Source organism: Psychrobacter sp. N25K4-3-2, assembly GCF_015351755.1.
In the GTDB taxonomy this organism is placed as follows: Bacteria; Pseudomonadota; Gammaproteobacteria; order Pseudomonadales; family Moraxellaceae; genus Psychrobacter; species Psychrobacter glaciei.
In genome coordinates this window covers 445,610-461,528 of record NZ_JADKLX010000002.1, presented here as the reverse complement: position 1 = coordinate 461,528, position 15,919 = coordinate 445,610, and the positions used below count along the sequence as shown (strand labels likewise).

At 43.4% G+C, this 15,919-nt stretch carries 14 protein-coding genes; 2 read left to right on the top strand and 12 right to left on the bottom strand.

Translation table 11 applies throughout. The features are described from left to right. Positions 1-20 precede the first annotated feature (20 nt). From hscA to IOD06_RS06900, 7 genes are all read right to left on the bottom strand, one after another. Positions 21-1,901, bottom strand: a complete 1,881-nt coding sequence (gene hscA / locus IOD06_RS06930; RefSeq protein WP_194620152.1) for a Fe-S protein assembly chaperone HscA — start codon at positions 1,899-1,901, stop codon at positions 21-23. Between the two features lie 248 nt (positions 1,902-2,149). Further along, entirely contained in the window at positions 2,150-2,731 is a 582-nt protein-coding gene (gene hscB, locus IOD06_RS06925) for a Fe-S protein assembly co-chaperone HscB (RefSeq protein WP_189584326.1), read from the bottom strand. Between the two features lie 149 nt (positions 2,732-2,880). Beyond that, entirely contained in the window at positions 2,881-3,201 is a 321-nt protein-coding gene (iscA, locus tag IOD06_RS06920) for an iron-sulfur cluster assembly protein IscA (RefSeq protein WP_025653020.1), read from the bottom strand. A gap of 395 nt (positions 3,202-3,596) precedes the next feature. Beyond that, positions 3,597-4,007 carry a Fe-S cluster assembly scaffold IscU gene (iscU, locus tag IOD06_RS06915; protein ID WP_194620150.1) on the bottom strand — a complete coding sequence of 137 codons (411 nt, stop codon included), beginning with the start codon at positions 4,005-4,007 and terminating at the stop codon, positions 3,597-3,599. Positions 4,008-4,176: 169 nt separating this feature from the next. Beyond that, entirely contained in the window at positions 4,177-5,403 is a 1,227-nt protein-coding gene (locus IOD06_RS06910) for an IscS subfamily cysteine desulfurase (protein WP_010199377.1), read from the bottom strand. Further along, positions 5,400-5,909, bottom strand: coding sequence for an Rrf2 family transcriptional regulator (locus IOD06_RS06905; RefSeq protein ID WP_010199379.1), 510 nt, complete (start codon positions 5,907-5,909; stop codon positions 5,400-5,402). The genes IOD06_RS06910 and IOD06_RS06905 overlap by 4 nt, the downstream gene beginning before the upstream one ends. Positions 5,910-6,391: 482 nt before the next feature. Continuing rightward, positions 6,392-7,036, bottom strand: coding sequence for a hypothetical protein (locus tag IOD06_RS06900; RefSeq protein ID WP_194620148.1), 645 nt, complete (start codon positions 7,034-7,036; stop codon positions 6,392-6,394). A 510-nt stretch (positions 7,037-7,546) separates the two neighbouring features. Between IOD06_RS06900 and IOD06_RS06895 the strand changes: the two genes are divergently transcribed. Both IOD06_RS06895 and IOD06_RS06890 read left to right on the top strand, forming a co-directional pair. Then, positions 7,547-7,819: an HU family DNA-binding protein gene (locus IOD06_RS06895; RefSeq protein WP_045445077.1), complete on the top strand. Its 273-nt coding sequence runs from the start codon at positions 7,547-7,549 to the stop codon at positions 7,817-7,819. Between the two features lie 407 nt (positions 7,820-8,226). Continuing rightward, complete coding sequence (locus tag IOD06_RS06890; RefSeq protein WP_194620146.1) at positions 8,227-10,101, top strand: SurA N-terminal domain-containing protein; 1,875 nt, start codon at positions 8,227-8,229, stop codon at positions 10,099-10,101. 216 nt (positions 10,102-10,317) lie between these two features. Here IOD06_RS06890 and purH read toward each other — a convergent pair whose 3' ends face one another. The 5 genes from purH to IOD06_RS06865 all read right to left on the bottom strand — a co-directional run bounded on the left by purH (position 10,318) and on the right by IOD06_RS06865 (position 15,918). Further along, entirely contained in the window at positions 10,318-11,898 is a 1,581-nt protein-coding gene (gene purH / locus IOD06_RS06885; protein WP_194620144.1) for a bifunctional phosphoribosylaminoimidazolecarboxamide formyltransferase/IMP cyclohydrolase, read from the bottom strand. Between the two features lie 152 nt (positions 11,899-12,050). Next, positions 12,051-12,296: a helix-turn-helix domain-containing protein gene (locus IOD06_RS06880; RefSeq protein ID WP_189585244.1), complete on the bottom strand. Its 246-nt coding sequence runs from the start codon at positions 12,294-12,296 to the stop codon at positions 12,051-12,053. Between the two features lie 303 nt (positions 12,297-12,599). After that, positions 12,600-13,748: a DUF3426 domain-containing protein gene (locus tag IOD06_RS06875; protein ID WP_194620143.1), complete on the bottom strand. Its 1,149-nt coding sequence runs from the start codon at positions 13,746-13,748 to the stop codon at positions 12,600-12,602. 197 nt (positions 13,749-13,945) lie between these two features. Then, positions 13,946-14,872, bottom strand: a complete 927-nt coding sequence (gene prmA, locus IOD06_RS06870) for a 50S ribosomal protein L11 methyltransferase (RefSeq protein WP_194620142.1) — start codon at positions 14,870-14,872, stop codon at positions 13,946-13,948. A gap of 194 nt (positions 14,873-15,066) precedes the next feature. Continuing rightward, positions 15,067-15,918 (bottom strand): tetratricopeptide repeat protein, encoded by an 852-nt coding sequence (locus tag IOD06_RS06865; RefSeq protein WP_194620141.1) that lies wholly within the window; start codon positions 15,916-15,918, stop codon positions 15,067-15,069. Position 15,919 lies beyond the last annotated feature (1 nt).

Here is a 15,919-nt window from a genome sequence, read left to right as displayed (position 1 = left end):
CGCATTCTTAAACGTATCTGCTACCAATCTTGGGCATTCGTACCTGCCATGCTGGCTTTGACGCTTTGATTCATAATACTGGCAGCAAAGGCATCGCTATGAGGCTTGAGCTGAGCCTGCTTAGTTTCGATAAAGCTCAAGTCATTAGTGTCGAGTGCGGCTGCTAGAGCTTTGATTTGCTCTGCTAAAATGCTTTGTTCTTCAGAGGATAGTAATGCTGAAAACTCATTGAGTGCAGATTGTAGAGCGAGTACTTCACGCTCCGCTTCTACTTTGGTTTCGATTAGAGAGCGTGCGTTTTTATCTTCTTCAGCGTACTTAAATCCAGCCACCAGTAATTGCTCTTTTTGCTCGTCAGATAAACCATAAGAAGGCACAATCTCAATCTTACTTTCTGTTTTGGTGGTGGTCTCTTGCGCACTGACAGTTAGCTGACCATTGGCATCAATACTAAAGGTCACTTCGATACGGGCAAACCCAGCTTTCATCGATGGAATGCCATATAACTCAAAACGTCCCAATGAGCGGCAGTTGTCCACCGTCTCGCGCTCACCTTGTACCACATGAATCACCATGCCTGTTTGACCATCTTGATACGTGGTAAATACTTGGCGTTTTTTGACGGGGATAGGCGTATTACGTGGAATCAGTACTTCAACTAAGCCGCCCATGGTCTCAAGACCGAGCGATAATGGCGTTACGTCTAACAATAATAAGTTATTGTCGCTATCACCGTTGACCAACTGATGCGCTGTCTGTGCTGCACCCAAAGCAACCACTTCATCTGGATTCAGACGACACAGCGGCTGCTTGGCAAAAAATTCAGTGACAACTTGCTGCACAGCAGGCATACGAGTAGAGCCACCGACTAAGATAACTTCATCTAGGTCTGAGGTAGATAGCTTGGCATCACGTAGCACTTGTTCGCAGACGCTTATCGTGCGGCGGCTAACAGGTTCTGTAATAGCCAGCAAATCTTCACGGCGCAACACACCTTGATAAGCCTGCTCATTCACAGTGATATCGATATCAACTTGTTGATCGTCAGTCAATGCCTGCTTATAAGCTTTTGCTTGTTGCGCCAGTATTGACTTGTCATGACGACTCACATCTTTAGGATCGATGTTTAATTGTTTGATAAGCCAATTGGTTATCAGACGATCGATATCATCACCACCTAACGCACTGTTACCGCCAGTTGCCAATACTTCAAAAACGCCATCATTTAGCTTCAAGATAGAAACGTCAAAAGTACCACCACCCAGATCGTAAATTAAATAATAGCTTTCTTTATCACCATTTTGCGTAGCTTGGTCGAGACCATAGGCGACTGCCGCAGCGGTAGGCTCATTTAATAGACGCAGCACATTGATACCAGCTGCTTGGGCGGCATCTTTGGTCGCTTGACGCTGAGCTTCATCGAAGTAAGCGGGAACGGTAATCACCGCACCTTCAATACTGTCTGCAGGCAATGCAGTGGCTGCACGTTGTTCAAGCGTTGCCAATATCCGCGCTGATACCTCAACAGGCGATACTTCGCCTTGAGCAGTCACGAATGCTGGCATATCGTCTTTGCTGCCACTTAATTCATAAGGATGAGAGAATTTGATATCAGCTTGGCTACGACCCATAAAGCGCTTAGCCGAGACGATCGTATTTTTTGGATCATCCGCCAAGTGGGCTAGGGCATCGTAGCCGACAAGCGGGTTGCCTGTGCTTGGATAGTAGACCACAGAAGGTAATAGAGTATCGTTAGCTGCGCCTGCTTCTAACACTTGCGCCTTGCCTGAGCGCACCACAGCGACCAATGAGCGCGTGGTACCAAGATCAATCCCTAGGCCAAAACGATGCTGATGGGGTTGGGCACTTTGATTAGGTTCGGCAATTTGCAATAAAGACATAAGATAACTCAAAGATAAAATGAATAAGTGAAATGGGGCAAGTACAACATAGGTGCTATGACAGTCAACGGCTGCGATTCTTCTCTAACATAGAAGAGAGTAGCGTTTAATAGCGCTTAAAATAAGGGATTATACGATATCGTTGGGACTATTTTAACTATCGTTTTAAATATAGCTTTAAATAAGAGCAATAAATTAGAAAAGCGTGTATACATTATTAATAACACAAGCGTTTAAATATTCATTATCTAAACGTATAAATCATCATCATCTGAATGTTCAGACGTCGCAACCTCATCAAGCCCTGTCGTCACGTCAGCATTTAACTTGACCAAGAATTTCAGTTTTTGCGTCGCATCAATCGCCGTTTGCCAGTCCTTGCTTTGGTACGCGTCACTAAAACGCTTAGACTGTTTCGTCAAACGTTCGGTAATCTGCGGATGTAATTGCTGTAAGGTTGGGCGATCTTTGTCTTCAATCGCTTCATCTAATTCGATACGCATCTGCATCGCATCTTCTAAAAAGTCTAAATCTGCGATTGAGTGTTCTAGATTCTGTGCTTGTCCCGCCATATCTAACATATAGCTCGCACGGCTATCAGGCGCACTCAACGCTTGATAAGCTTGGTTAATCAATGCTGACGCTTGCTCAGACTGCTGTTGCGCTTGTGCGGCGTCTGCCAAGTTCTTGGCGACATTGTCAGGGTGATAACGTTTTTGTAGCAGACGTAGATGTTGATCGAGACTACTTTGATTGACTTCAAATTGTACAGGCTGCTCAAATAGGGCAAAAAAGTTATCAAACTGTGCTTCTTGAGTAATATCTGTCATATCATACGCCTTTCTTTTTCTATTTATTTTTAAAGTGTTGTCAATATCAGAATAGGTTTGTTATTTGGTCGACCACACTGACTTAATTGTGGCAGCATTCTTTTATCATTGCTTAAGAGCAAAGTCAGCAACCTTAAGCCATTGAATCATTAAACGGTAAATGACTCACCACAACCACATTCGCCTTTTTGGTTGGGGTTAGTGAACTTAAAGCCTTCGTTCAATCCTTCTTTTTCATAGTCCATCAATAAACCATCTAAATAGACCAAGCTTTTAGGATCAATAAAAATACTGACGTCACGGCTTTCATAACGCGTGTCATTTTCGTCAGGGGTATCTACGAACTCTAAAACGTAAGCCAAACCTGAGCAACCCGCTGTGCGGATACCCACTCGAATGCCTTCACCTTTACCGCGATTGTCCAAAAAATCCCGAACATGTTGAGCGGCGCGTTCTGTCATTTCAATCATGCCAACTCCCATTGACTATTAATTATAAGTATCAATAAAAAATCTGTATAGACTGGCAACTGGAATCACAAGTTTGCCAAAATAATATGATAGGGCGTGTCATCAATTAGCACATTAATACATTTAGTGGCCTTAAAATGGCTAAATTTTGCTAAACATCGTCAGAAATCTTGTCAATATGTTCATATTAACGGCAATTTCTTCCTTGTTTATCTACAATTTTTCTCATTTTAAGACTCACAATCTAATTAATGACACGCCCTAGCGGCTATTAGAAAATAAAAGGTGACAATTACATAAGTGTCATTGTCACCTTTTTAGCATCAGTAGCTGTTTAACATGTTGCTACTTAGCACTGCTAATTCTATGCAGCGCATAGGCCAGTAGGTTTAGCCTTAGATAACAGCTTCTTCGGTTACTGCTGCTGCGGCGTGCTTATCTTTATAGTCGCTAATAGCAGCTTTGATAGCATCTTCTGCAAGTACAGAGCAATGCACTTTTACTGGTGGTAATGCCAATTCTTCAGCAATGTGACTGTTCTTAATTTCACCAGCTTGATCCAAGCTCTTACCTTTTAGCCACTCAGTAACGAGCGAGCTTGAGGCAATTGCTGAACCACAGCCGTAAGTTTTGAAGCGTGCATCTTCGATGATACCGTTATCATCGACTTGGATTTGTAGACGCATCACATCGCCACAAGCTGGGGCACCAACCATACCAGTACCAACGTTTTTGGCATTTTTGTCAAGATTGCCGACGTTGCGTGGGTTTTCGTAATGATCAATAACTTGGTCACTATAGGCCATGGGGTTTTCTCCTAGTTAGATGATGAGCAGTGGCTTCTGAAAGTTGAAACACTACCCACTCATCGATAATTGGGGTCAAACATTTAGTTAATAAAAATGGTATTTATAACTGTCTGATCAATCGTTTAATAAATCTGTTTGATGTTTATATCGCTATATATACTTAAATTTAGTGCTCAGCCCATTCGACTGAATCTAAATCAACACCTTCTTGGTACATATCCCAAAGTGGTGATAGGGCACGTAGTTTATCAACGGCTTCGTGCATTTGCTTAATAATCGTATCGACGTTTTCTTCAGTGGTGTAGCGACCGAAGCTAAAGCGAATAGAGCTATGTGCCAATTCGTCTGGACGACCGATAGCACGTAGTACATATGACGGCTCAAGTGTCGCTGACGTACAGGCTGAGCCTGATGATACAGCTAAGTCTTTAAGGGACATCATTAGTGATTCACCTTCGACGAAGTTAAAGCTGATGTTCACAATGTTAGGAACGCTATGCTCTAAATCACCGTTTAGGTAGATCTCTTCGATATCTTGTAGACCATCCCACAGTTTTTGGCGCAGTTTGGCTGCATGGGCATTGTCTTCTTTGTAGCTATCATTGGCTAAGGCAAATGCCGCGCCAAGACCAACGATTTGGTGCGTCGGTAGTGTACCTGAACGCATTCCACGCTCGTGACCACCGCCATGTTGCTCTGCTTTTAGGCGAACACGTGGCTTACGACTAACAAACAAGGCACCGATGCCTTTAGGACCATATGCTTTATGACCTGAAAAACTCATTAAGTCGATTTTCATCTCTTGAGTGTCGATAAGAACTTTACCAACAGATTGTGCACCATCAACATGAAATATAACACCAGCTTCACGAGTGATTTCGCCAATAGCGGCTACATCAGTAATCGTACCAAGCTCGTTGTTTACCATCATCAGTGACACTAAGATAGTATCATCGCGTAGCGCTTCTTTGACTTGTTCTGGAAAAATAAGACCAGTACTTGGCTGCGGCTCAAGATACGTAATCTCGAAGCCTTCTTGCTCAAGCTCGCGGCAAGTATCTAATACAGCTTTGTGTTCGATTTTACTGGTAATGATATGTTTACCGCGAGACTGATAGAAGTGAGCGGCACCTTTAATTGCTAGGTTGTCAGACTCAGTCGCACCAGAAGTAAAGACGATTTCGCGTGGATCAGCGTTGATGACTTCTGCCACTTGCTGACGCGCTGTTTCTACTGCTTCTTCTGCTTGCCAGCCGTAGCCATGCGAGCGCGAGGCAGGATTACCAAAGATGCCATCTACCGTCAGATATTCGCTCATCTTAGCTGCAACTGACTTAGCAACTGGGGTGGTGGCGGCATAATCTAAGTATATAAGGTTGTTATGTTGGCTCATGCTGGGTTTGCCTCGCTGGTCGATAGGGTAATAGTATTGATGTCTTTTATTGAAATATCTTTGGTAACGGTCTGCTGACGGTCTGAGACTGACTGCACGTTTTCCATGTCTAATAATTGCGCTAATGTTATATTTTTCAAGTACTGTTCGATATGATTGGACAATGCACACCATAAATCATGGGTTAAGCACATTGTACCACCTTGGCAATCACCGCGTCCTTCGCACTGCATCGCATTCACAGATTCATCGACAGCGGAGATAATGCTCATCACATCAATTTCGTGCAATGGCTTGGCCAAGTGATAGCCACCTGCTGCACCGCGGATGCTCGTGACTAAGCCACGTTTACGAAGCTTAGAAAATAACTGTTCGAGATAAGAGATAGATATGGATTGCCGCTTAGCAATATCGGATAGCGATACCGCTGTCTCTTGTTGGCTAGTCTGTAACGCCAGATCTAATAACGCAGTAACGGCATATCTGCCTCGAGTAGTCAAACGCATATGTTATCTCCCAACTTCTCAGTTATAAGTGTATTTAACAACGATCTTAGTAAAGTAATTTTGGTAAAAGCGAATTTTTGCCTCTGTTAATTATCTATCAACTAAGTGTGTCTTATCGCTATTAAACAACAGATGGTGAACCCGATGTGTGCAACGATAGAGTAATTATACTTAATCCCGAGTAATTTAGTCAAGATTAAAGTGTGGTTGAATGGTTAATCCAATTGATTACTATGATTGATAAAAACAATGGTGATTGAGATGCGGCGTAGAAGGGCTTTAGAGCGCATATCGTAAAATATCTGCATCCATTTTAGATTTGTTTCGAATTCACAATGAGTGAATTAAAGCGATAAAAAAGCGTTTGGTAGCTTATTGAAGCTATCAAACGCTTAATGGTTACTAAAGCAATCGCCTAACAGGTGCATTATTATTTATGAATAAGTATGTTTATCAATAAACATCACCATCATTAACAAAAACTAGTTCATCAATAATGCTATGACTGAGCCAATCATAATGACAAGCGCTATAATAGTCACAATCATCAATGTCTTCTGTTTGCTCTGCAATTCTTTTACCGTGGTTTCAAGCTCACGGTTTTTAGTCGTCAATGTACTGATTTGTGTCTGTTGCTCTTTGATACGGAGCTTATAATTGTCCTTCTTTTCGGCCATTTCCGCGTCAGTAGGCTTAGATTTACCTTTGCCGCCTTTTATCTTTTTGATAAGACCCTGAATCAAGTTACCGAGACCGAGCTGCATGATAAATTGCTTAACCAATTGCACTTGTACTGACTCACCGCGCATCTGTAATTTTTCGGTTGTTTCGCTATCGTGAGTGGTGATCGCATTGATGACTTGGATACTGTAAGCATTGATAACCACATCCGGCTCACTACGGCCGATAGGTAGCTGAGCATCTAATAACACGCCTTTGGTACTAAAAGTGGCAAAAATTTCTACATGTGGTAAGTATAGGCGAAGTGCGACGACGGTGCCTTGCTTGGCAAGCGGATAAGCGGCTTTACGTAGCTCGGGATCTAAACGTAACAGTAGTGTCAGAGCCGACTCAATGAACACCAGAATAATATTAAGAAAAGAGTGAGACAACGTAGAACGCTTCATGTAAATAATCCGTTTTTTATTTAGCAAATTAAAATTAAAGTTATCGAATCAACTCAAGTTGATTTTTACTAAAAATTTGCAGTGATATTTTGCTTATAGTAACGCCTTTATAATAAAAAGTAACGCTAGTTTCTGTCAGTAGCAAAATTATTACAGTACAATTTAGCAGTCGATAAAGACACCACTATTTATGACTGGCAATGCACAGACACCAACTGACCAAGGTTTTCAAAGCCTAAAGAGACATGAAGAGGGTGTTTTGAGTTAAAGTAATTGGCTTGTATAGACGTTGCAGATGTTTTGCGTAACATTGGGTGTCAAATACGTAGTACATGGCACAAAAATATGTAAAATCGCTTGCGCTCCTTATGCTGCCTTGATATAAAGACGATAACAAAGCGAAACCTGTTAATACGCCAGTCAGGTAGTTTTTATTGCGTAAGTGCTATGAGAGCGTTACAATGCTTGGCGTGAGCGTTTATTACCCCCCTTAAACTTGAAGGAAATTTTATGAATAAGTCAGAATTGATTGATAGCATCGCAGACAAAAGTGGTCTAAATAAGACTCAAGCTGGTGATGCCTTGAATGCCGTTATGGAAAGTGTTGGCGAAGCTTTAGAAGCTGGCGATAGCATCTCACTAGTTGGCTTTGGTACTTTTAGCGTAAAAGATCGTAAAGCCCGTACTGGCCGTAACCCTAAGACTGGTGAAGAACTTAGCATCCCAGCAAGCAAAGTACCAAGCTTCAAAGCTGGTAAAAACTTAAAAGAGCGCTTAAACTAAGCCGTTATCTTTAAGTTACTCTATTATAGACAAGCGCTGCATAATGACTCGCAAGACGAATAAAAACAGCGTTTGTTGGCAGTTAAGTAATAGATGGTCGCTGATAGTTTAGCGCACATTCTAAGCGCTAAGCGAAGCAGCAAAAAAGCACCTAAATATTAGGTGCTTTTTTTGTAGCCATAGTTTGTATCGTACCACGTGAATATTTTGAGTCTACTGTAAAAATCACGTATCATAGGGCGCGCGATAGATGTGTTGTTTGAGTAAGGCTTTTTCACTCAGCCCTATATTCCTTTATAAAATGCACATGTTCTTCTTCTTACCATTGCCGGCTCAGATAGCATTGATATTAATAATAGTATTACAATGGTTTTTCATCAATATAGGTTAATAAAGCAGAGATAACTATGGATAAATTGCGCGATTTCTTAAAAAGCTGGCCAGGTCGCATTTTATTGATTTTATGCCTATCGCCGCTCGCTCTCTTGGGTGTCGAAAGCTACTTTGGTGGTGGCGTTGATCCCAACCAAATTGCACAGGTAGGTGAGGCAAGTGTCGGATTATCAGAGTATCAGACTGCTGTCAATAACCGGCGTACTGAGACATTAGAGCAAATTGATGATGCCAGCTTATTAAATGAAGATGTGCTGCATGAGCAGGTGTTAAAGGGTTTGATCGATCGGACTTTGTTAGAGCAACAGGCTGGTAAGCTTGGTATGACGGTGTCTGATGACACGATCAATCGTCTGCTGCGTCAAGAAGAAGTTTTTCAGGATGCTGATGGTAACTTTTCAAATGACCAGTTTTCAAACTTTTTGCGTCAGCGCGGCATGACCAAAGACCAGCTATTTACAGAATTTCGTAACCAGTTAAGTCTCGATCAGCTCAATGCCAGTATCGTTGGTACGGCAGTGTATCCGATGCAAGCGGTCAGTCAGTTGATCGATCTGCAGCTAGAGTCGCGCAATATTTGGTTGCATCGCTTTAATTGGCAGGATTACCAAGAGCAAGTGAAGCTGAGCAAAAACGATATACAAGCTTACTATGATGCCAATAAAGACACGCTAAAAAGCGCGGCAATGGTAGACTTGGCTTATCTGCAATTGAGTCCTCAGACCGTTCCAGTGACTGATGTCACAACAAAAGATTTGCAGCAGCAATATGAAGCCTATAAGCAGCAGCTGGCTGTAGTCGATGAGCGCAAAATCAGTCAAATTTTATTAACAGGTAAAGATGCAAAAGCTCGCGCAGACAAAGTAAAAGCCCGTTTGGACAAAGGCGAGGCTTTTGGCAAGCTTGCTAAAACACAGTCAGATGACCCATCAGGAGAGACGGGTGGCGATATCGGCCGCTTTAACCCTTCTGTGTTTGGTAATGACGCAGCAGCAGTTGAGAAAGCTCTGGAAGGGCTGAGTGTCGGCGATGTGAGCGCACCAGTTAAGACCAGCTTTGGTTATCAGATATTTACGGTCACCGAAGACAATGGCAAGAAGATTCCAAGCTTAGAGAGTATGCGTGATGAGCTGACCGCTAAAGCAAAAGAGTATAAGCGTCAGGAGATGTATGCCGATAAAGTGACTGCGATTAACGACTTGGCAGCAGATGGTTTTAGTATCGAAGATATCGCTCAACAAGAGAATGTGACGCTAAGACGTCTCAAGGATTATCGTAAAGAAAACAATCAGTCAGCATTGTCGCAACCAGCAGTTATTAAGCAAGCCTTTGATGAGTTTACGATTCAAGACCAAGCGGTTACCGCCGGTATTGAAGTTGGTAATGGCACGGTATGGGTACAGCCAAGCAATTATCGTCCTACTAAAACACTTGCTTTAGCAGCGGCTACGCCACGAATCACACAGACATTACGTCAGCAAAAAGCCACGGCATTGGCATTAAAAGATGCTAAGAAACTGGCGACTGGTATTAAAACAACGGCAGATATTGCTAAACAACCAGTCAGTTTTCAAGCCTTAGGTGAAATAAACCGTCAAACCACACGATTGACAGAAAAAGAGCGAGGTTTGGCGTTTAGTCAGCAAGCGGCCAATAATGGTGTCGTTGCGATTGCGAGCGAAACAGAAATGGGTGCGACGTTATTGGTCGGTGATCGTATCAAGACCGAGCAACAGTCACCACTGTCTGATATGCAACGCGCGCAAACTGCCTCCATTATCCGTGATAACTTGGGTCAAGATCAGCTACAAGATTACTTAGAGTATCTACGTCTAGTGTATAAAGTCGAGATCAATGAGACTAATATGGCCAATGCGCAAGGGCGCTAGAGATAGAGGTATTGAAATAAGAGTATTAAGGGAAATATGACCTAATTGCTAAATCGTTTTTTCTAAATAATTTTATTAAATTTGACGTATAAAAAAGCCACTATTTATAGTGGCTTTTTTAATGGATATTGCTTTTATCCTAAGAATGTAGCATTAACAGCGATATACAATTCAATACGGCTGTTAATGCCAGTTTTCAAAGTGATAAGACACAGTTTAATGGCGGAAATGGCGCATACCTGTAAATACCATTGCGATACCATGCTCATTCGCCGCAGCAATGGTTTCGTCATCACGCATAGAGCCGCCCGGCTGGATAATCGCTGAGATACCTACTTCAGCAGCATTATCAATGCCATCACGGAACGGGAAGAAGGCATCTGAGGCCATAACAGCCCCTTCTGTGGCCAAGCCAGCATGTTCAGCTTTTATAGCGGCAATACGTGCTGAGTTGACGCGGCTCATTTGACCAGCGCCAACACCAATAGTGCGCTGACCTTTAGCATAAACGATGGCATTAGATTTGACGTATTTTGCGACGTTCCAGCTGAATAGTAAATCAGCAATCTGCGCTTCAGTTGGTTGCACGTCCGTGACGATTCTTAGGTCGTTGGCAGTAATCAAACCCAGATCTTGCTCTTGTACGAGCAGCCCACCGTTAACACGCTTATAGTCGAGCTGGCTTTCGCGCTGCTCAGGCGTTGGTAGCTCGCCACATACCAATACACGCACGTTTTTCTTAGCAGCAGTCGCCTCAAGCACACCATCTTCGATGCTAGGTGCAATAATCACTTCTACAAACTGATTATCGATAATCGCTTTTGCAGCAGCAACGGTCAATGGGCGGTTAAAGGCAATGATGCCACCAAAAGAAGATTCAGGATCCGTGCTAAATGCAGTGTTATAAGCCGCTATTTGGTCGGTATCGACCGCGACACCGCAAGGATTGGCGTGCTTAACGATGACACAGGCAGAGGCGCTGAACGCTTTTACGCACTCAAGCGCCGCATCAGTATCAGCGATGTTGTTATAAGACAGTGCTTTACCTTGTAATTGCTTCGCCGTGGCAATAGAAGCTTGCTGACTTTTTAGTGGATGGTTTTCGGTATAAAAAGCCGCGTTTTGATGTGGGTTTTCGCCATAGCGCAGGTCTTGGGCTTTTTCTAGCTGTACGTTAAAGGTACGTGAAAAGTTCTCTGGCTCTTGAGTCTCATTGACTCGGCTACCTAAGAAGTTGGCAATCATACCATCGTATTGTGCAGTGTGCTCAAAGGCTTTAACGGCCAAATCATAGCGTAAAGCAGTGGTCAGTTCTGTACCATCGCCCAAAGCAGTAAGCACGCGATCGTAATCCACTGGGTCAGTAATAATACCAACGTGAGCATGGTTTTTGGCCGCAGAACGTACCATTGTAGGACCACCGATATCGATATTTTCGATCGCATCATTCATCGTTACATCAGCACGAGCGATGGTTTCTGCGAATGGGTAAAGGTTTACCACGACTAGATCAATACGCTCAATTTGATGATCGCTCATAACAGCATCATCAGTGCCACGGCGCCCTAGAATACCACCATGAATTTTAGGATGCAGCGTCTTAACACGGCCATCCATCATTTCAGGAAAACCGGTGTAATCTGATACTTCGGTCACCGCAACGTTATGCTCTGTCAGTAGTCGATAAGTGCCGCCAGTTGATAGCAAAGCAAAACCTGCTTTAATGAGGCCTTGAGCAAATTCAACGATGTTAGACTTATCGGAGACCGACAGTAGGGCAAGTGGGGCTGTACTCATAAGAACTTTCCATAAAAAAAGCCTGACGTAAACGTCTGGCAAGGTGATAATGGCATTCGCTATAGACGTTATCACTATGGATAAGGTCATGAACGATACATTGCCATACATAATGAGGGTTAATGAGGATCGATAAGCTCATATAGGTGAGGCTACATCAAGTTATAGGTTTTGAGTTTTTTGCGTAACGTACCACGATTGAGACCTAAAATTTGCGCGCATTTGGTCTGATTGCCTCGCGTTTGCTCAAGAACGACGGACAGTAGCGGCTCTTCGATTTGTTTTAAGATGAGCTCATACAAGTCGGTAGGTATCTCATCACCCAACATCACAAAATACTGACGTACCACGCGCTCTACATTTACACGTAAAGGTTCATGAGTCTGGATATGGCTCATACGGTTATCTGAAGGCTCTAAATTGTGAATTGAATGCTGATAGTTGTCGTCATTATAATCGGCAAGATGCTCAGAGCTTTGGGCAAACCGATTGGCATTATGCTGTGCATGAGGTGCCATAAGATAATGTCCTTGGGATTAAAAAGAGTCAAACTATAGGGGTTAGAGGAATATTATAACAAATTAATATCGGCTAGCACTGACAGATTAGACGTTATCTTAGTGATACCATGAAACTAATGTCATCACTAAGATCATTTAATCTAAAATCATCTTATGAAGTCCTATTTGTTAAAGTTTTGCTTAATAAACGGGACTGACACTGACTTCACGAATTTGAGCATTGGCAATGGGTATCGTAAACAGTAACTGTCTGCGACTGTCAGCGGCTATTTGGCTTTGGGTGCTCAATAGATAATCATCTGGCGCTGCAATAAACTCTCCGAGGAGGGCATTTGCACCGTAAACGCTGACCTTAACACTAGGGTAGAGCTGTGCTTGTACGCTTTGGTTGTTTAGTGTCGCACTTACCTCACTAAAAGTACCTGTTGTTTTAATTTGGCTGGGTTTGTGACTGAGTTCAGTGACTGTCAAGGCAGCCAAGTCGGCACTAGGTAGGCTGCAAGCAGCGATTGTACAGAGGGTTTGTAGTCGTTCCGCATGAGCAGGATTTTTTACCAAGGTTTCCAAATTAAAAATAACGTACTGGGCGAAAAGCAGTAGTACCAAGACCAAGCAGCCTAATGTCCACAATAAAGAGGCAATCGAACGTCGCGCTGGTGTCGGAGTGAATTTTGCTTGTGCCTCCATTTTTTTGACCCGCTCTGCATGCGTGCGGTCTTCGTCTTTAAAGGGCACACCCATGCTGAGCAATAGCTGTGATAAGTCCGTATCCTCTTGGACGGTATTGTCATTTTTGTTTTGCTCTTTGAGCAAATCTTCAAGCCATGCGTTGTCAGTCGTATCATCAATATTTGCATGAATATTATTAGCTTCGGCTGAACTAAGCGCAACCTGAGCTGCTGATTCGTCACTTTTATCAGGATTATTGTGCTGCTTACTGGTTATCGAGGTGGTATGACTGTTGTTATCTGCTTTGCTTAGCCAAGCATCCATACTGGCTAACGAGTCATACTCCAAATTGTTTTCATCTGACTCTTCAATATCCATATCGTCATAAATTAAGCCGTCATGAATTAAAGTATTAGAGAATACTGTTGAAGATTGCTTGTTACTGGATGGTTTGGCATTGCTTTTATTATTGGGATTGGTTGTCGTGCTATCTGTAGGATTTGGCGGCGTATCGGTGGTGACGATAAGATGTCTATTGACCAAAAAACTCTGCTGACACTGATCGCAGCAGACGGCTGCATTCACTTTATTTAACTGCGTTTGTTTTAACTTGAAGCAAGCTTGGCAATGAGGGCACTGAGTTTTTATTGGCGTGGTCATAGGGTCGAATCCAAAAAAGTATGGTTATCAATACCGCGTAGCCACTCACCAATAGTTGCCTGCAACGCTCAGGCTTCTACAGTAAACACTCACCGTTAAATGTTTGATACATATATGAGTGATAGATAAGGACAGAGTGGCGTCAAACACATAACATTTGACTGCCTCTCTATCGTAACAGATGTAATTACATGTTGCTAGCCTGTAAATGTACCAGACAAACGCTGCCAATGTTGGTCTTCTTGCGCTGTAAAAGCGTGCTTCGGATCGAGCGCAAAGTAAGGCTGATAAGCAGCAGTCACTTCTTCAGTTTGTGACTCGATTAAGCCAGCTAACACGATACGACTTTTTGGTGCCATTAAGGTGACAAAGTAAGGTGCTAAGCCAATCAGTGGCTTGGCTAAAATATTGGCGACCATCACTTCTACAGGTTTAACGTCGTTTTGTTTCCAGTAATCAGTAAACTCCTCTGGCAAAAATGCTTGCAAGCGATCATCGACATGATTGCGTACGGCATTTTGGTTGGTCGCCAGCACGGCTTGTGGGTCGATATCGACAGCATAAACGTGACGTGCCCCCAACAACAACGCCCCAATGCCCAAAATACCTGAGCCGCAACCATAGTCAATCACGATTTTATCGGTCAGATCTTGCTCTGTTAACCAGTCGAGACAGAGGCGAGTGGTGGCATGATAACCAGTACCAAAAGCCAAACCAGGGTCCATAATGATATTGGTCGCCTCAGGATTAGGCGGCGTTATCCAGTTAGGCACAATCCATAAATTGTTGGCACATGGTATAGGATGGTAATTGCTCATCCATTCGCGTTCCCAGTCTTTATCATCTACCGCACTTAACCAAATACGACTGGCGTGTACCTGTGCGCCAATTTCGTGACTTAACTGTTCAACCGCATGACGACTACCAATGTCTATTGTGGCATCGAACAATCCTGTCAGAATGACCTCATCCCACAAGGGTGATTCGCCAGGTAATGGCTCAAATAGGGGTTGATCCCCTGCGTCGTCTAAGGCGATTGATAATGCACCTGCTTCTAGTAACAATGCCTCGGCGAGATCGACGTTTGCTTTTTCACATTGTAAGTGCAGTTGTTGCCATGCCATAACGATAACCTTAATCTAGAGTAAAAATGAATGGGTGTTCTGGATAAATCCCAGCTTGGAGTAAATAGTGAATGAGCAGCCTACTTAAAGTGAACAGTTTGCATACCTTGCTTTGCTCTTTTAGCTTTTATAAGTGTTTAACAGCCATGAACTTTTAACGCTTGCGAATGCAGTTCTGCTCGTTTAGATGCTAACTAACGCAATGCTCGTTTTGCTTCGCTGACTACACGTGAATTGCCTTGAGCTTGTCCTGATTGCAAAATGACTTGCCAGAGTGCCCGTCTACGATTGGCATTTTGTGAGACGGCAAGACCACGGCGCGCCATCGCTTCTGCCTTGCGCGGCTGGTTCTTTTTGAGGGCAACTTGTGCCAAATAAAAGTATACCGCCGAGGATTTTGGTGCAAGTCGCTGGGCACGGGTAAAGCTACTCTCAGCACTGGTCAATTTTCCTGATTTTAACTGACCGATTCCCGTTTGCATGAGATTACGAAATGCTGGCAAATCACTGTTATTAGTGGCCACCTGCTGACTTTGTTGCTGCGAATTTTGGCGCGCGCGCTCCAACAGTTCATTATGTGACGGCACTGAGGGTTCGGATATCATATAGTCATCAGGAGAAGGTGTAATAATCGCGGCGTCGGGTGTTGTAAATACGGGACTAGGCGGTGTATTAGGCTCTGTAAATACTGGGGTCTGCTGCGTCAATGGGTTTGTCGCTGAAGATGGTTCGGACGGCGTATAAGGGTCGACAGGATAGTTGTTCTTATTTTCGTTATCATTGTCGTAGCCCCTGCTATCAATGATTGGTGCTTGAGTCGCAGGCGTTATGTTGGTAACCGAGGAGGGTGCTTTTGGATTTTGCGTTGCTGGCACCGTTTGAACAGGCGTTGTGTTCGTCGCATTAGGCACCGTCTGACAGGCGCTCAAGCTCATCATGCTGACGAGCGCACTGACAGCAAGGACAGAGTTCACTAGCGTGGTTTTTTTAGCCGCGCGCATAAAGTATTGCTTGACGGATACGCTCTGCTGTATAGATGACACCATG

Coding starts and splice junctions, on each gene's coding strand:
- iscA (WP_025653020.1), bottom strand. CDS start 3,201: ATGATTGAAATGACAGAACGCGCCGCTCAACATGTTCGGGATTTTTTG.
- IOD06_RS06890 (WP_194620146.1), top strand. CDS start 8,227: ATGGATAAATTGCGCGATTTCTTAAAAAGCTGGCCAGGTCGCATTTTA.
- iscU (WP_194620150.1), bottom strand. CDS start 4,007: ATGGCCTATAGTGACCAAGTTATTGATCATTACGAAAACCCACGCAAC.
- IOD06_RS06910 (WP_010199377.1), bottom strand. CDS start 5,403: ATGAGCCAACATAACAACCTTATATACTTAGATTATGCCGCCACCACC.
- IOD06_RS06865 (WP_194620141.1), bottom strand. CDS start 15,918: ATGGTGTCATCTATACAGCAGAGCGTATCCGTCAAGCAATACTTTATG.
- IOD06_RS06895 (WP_045445077.1), top strand. CDS start 7,547: ATGAATAAGTCAGAATTGATTGATAGCATCGCAGACAAAAGTGGTCTA.
- IOD06_RS06905 (WP_010199379.1), bottom strand. CDS start 5,909: ATGCGTTTGACTACTCGAGGCAGATATGCCGTTACTGCGTTATTAGAT.
- IOD06_RS06880 (WP_189585244.1), bottom strand. CDS start 12,296: ATGAGCCATATCCAGACTCATGAACCTTTACGTGTAAATGTAGAGCGC.
- prmA (WP_194620142.1), bottom strand. CDS start 14,872: ATGGCATGGCAACAACTGCACTTACAATGTGAAAAAGCAAACGTCGAT.
- hscB (WP_189584326.1), bottom strand. CDS start 2,731: ATGACAGATATTACTCAAGAAGCACAGTTTGATAACTTTTTTGCCCTA.
- purH (WP_194620144.1), bottom strand. CDS start 11,898: ATGAGTACAGCCCCACTTGCCCTACTGTCGGTCTCCGATAAGTCTAAC.
- IOD06_RS06875 (WP_194620143.1), bottom strand. CDS start 13,748: ATGACCACGCCAATAAAAACTCAGTGCCCTCATTGCCAAGCTTGCTTC.
- hscA (WP_194620152.1), bottom strand. CDS start 1,901: ATGTCTTTATTGCAAATTGCCGAACCTAATCAAAGTGCCCAACCCCAT.
- IOD06_RS06900 (WP_194620148.1), bottom strand. CDS start 7,036: ATGAAGCGTTCTACGTTGTCTCACTCTTTTCTTAATATTATTCTGGTG.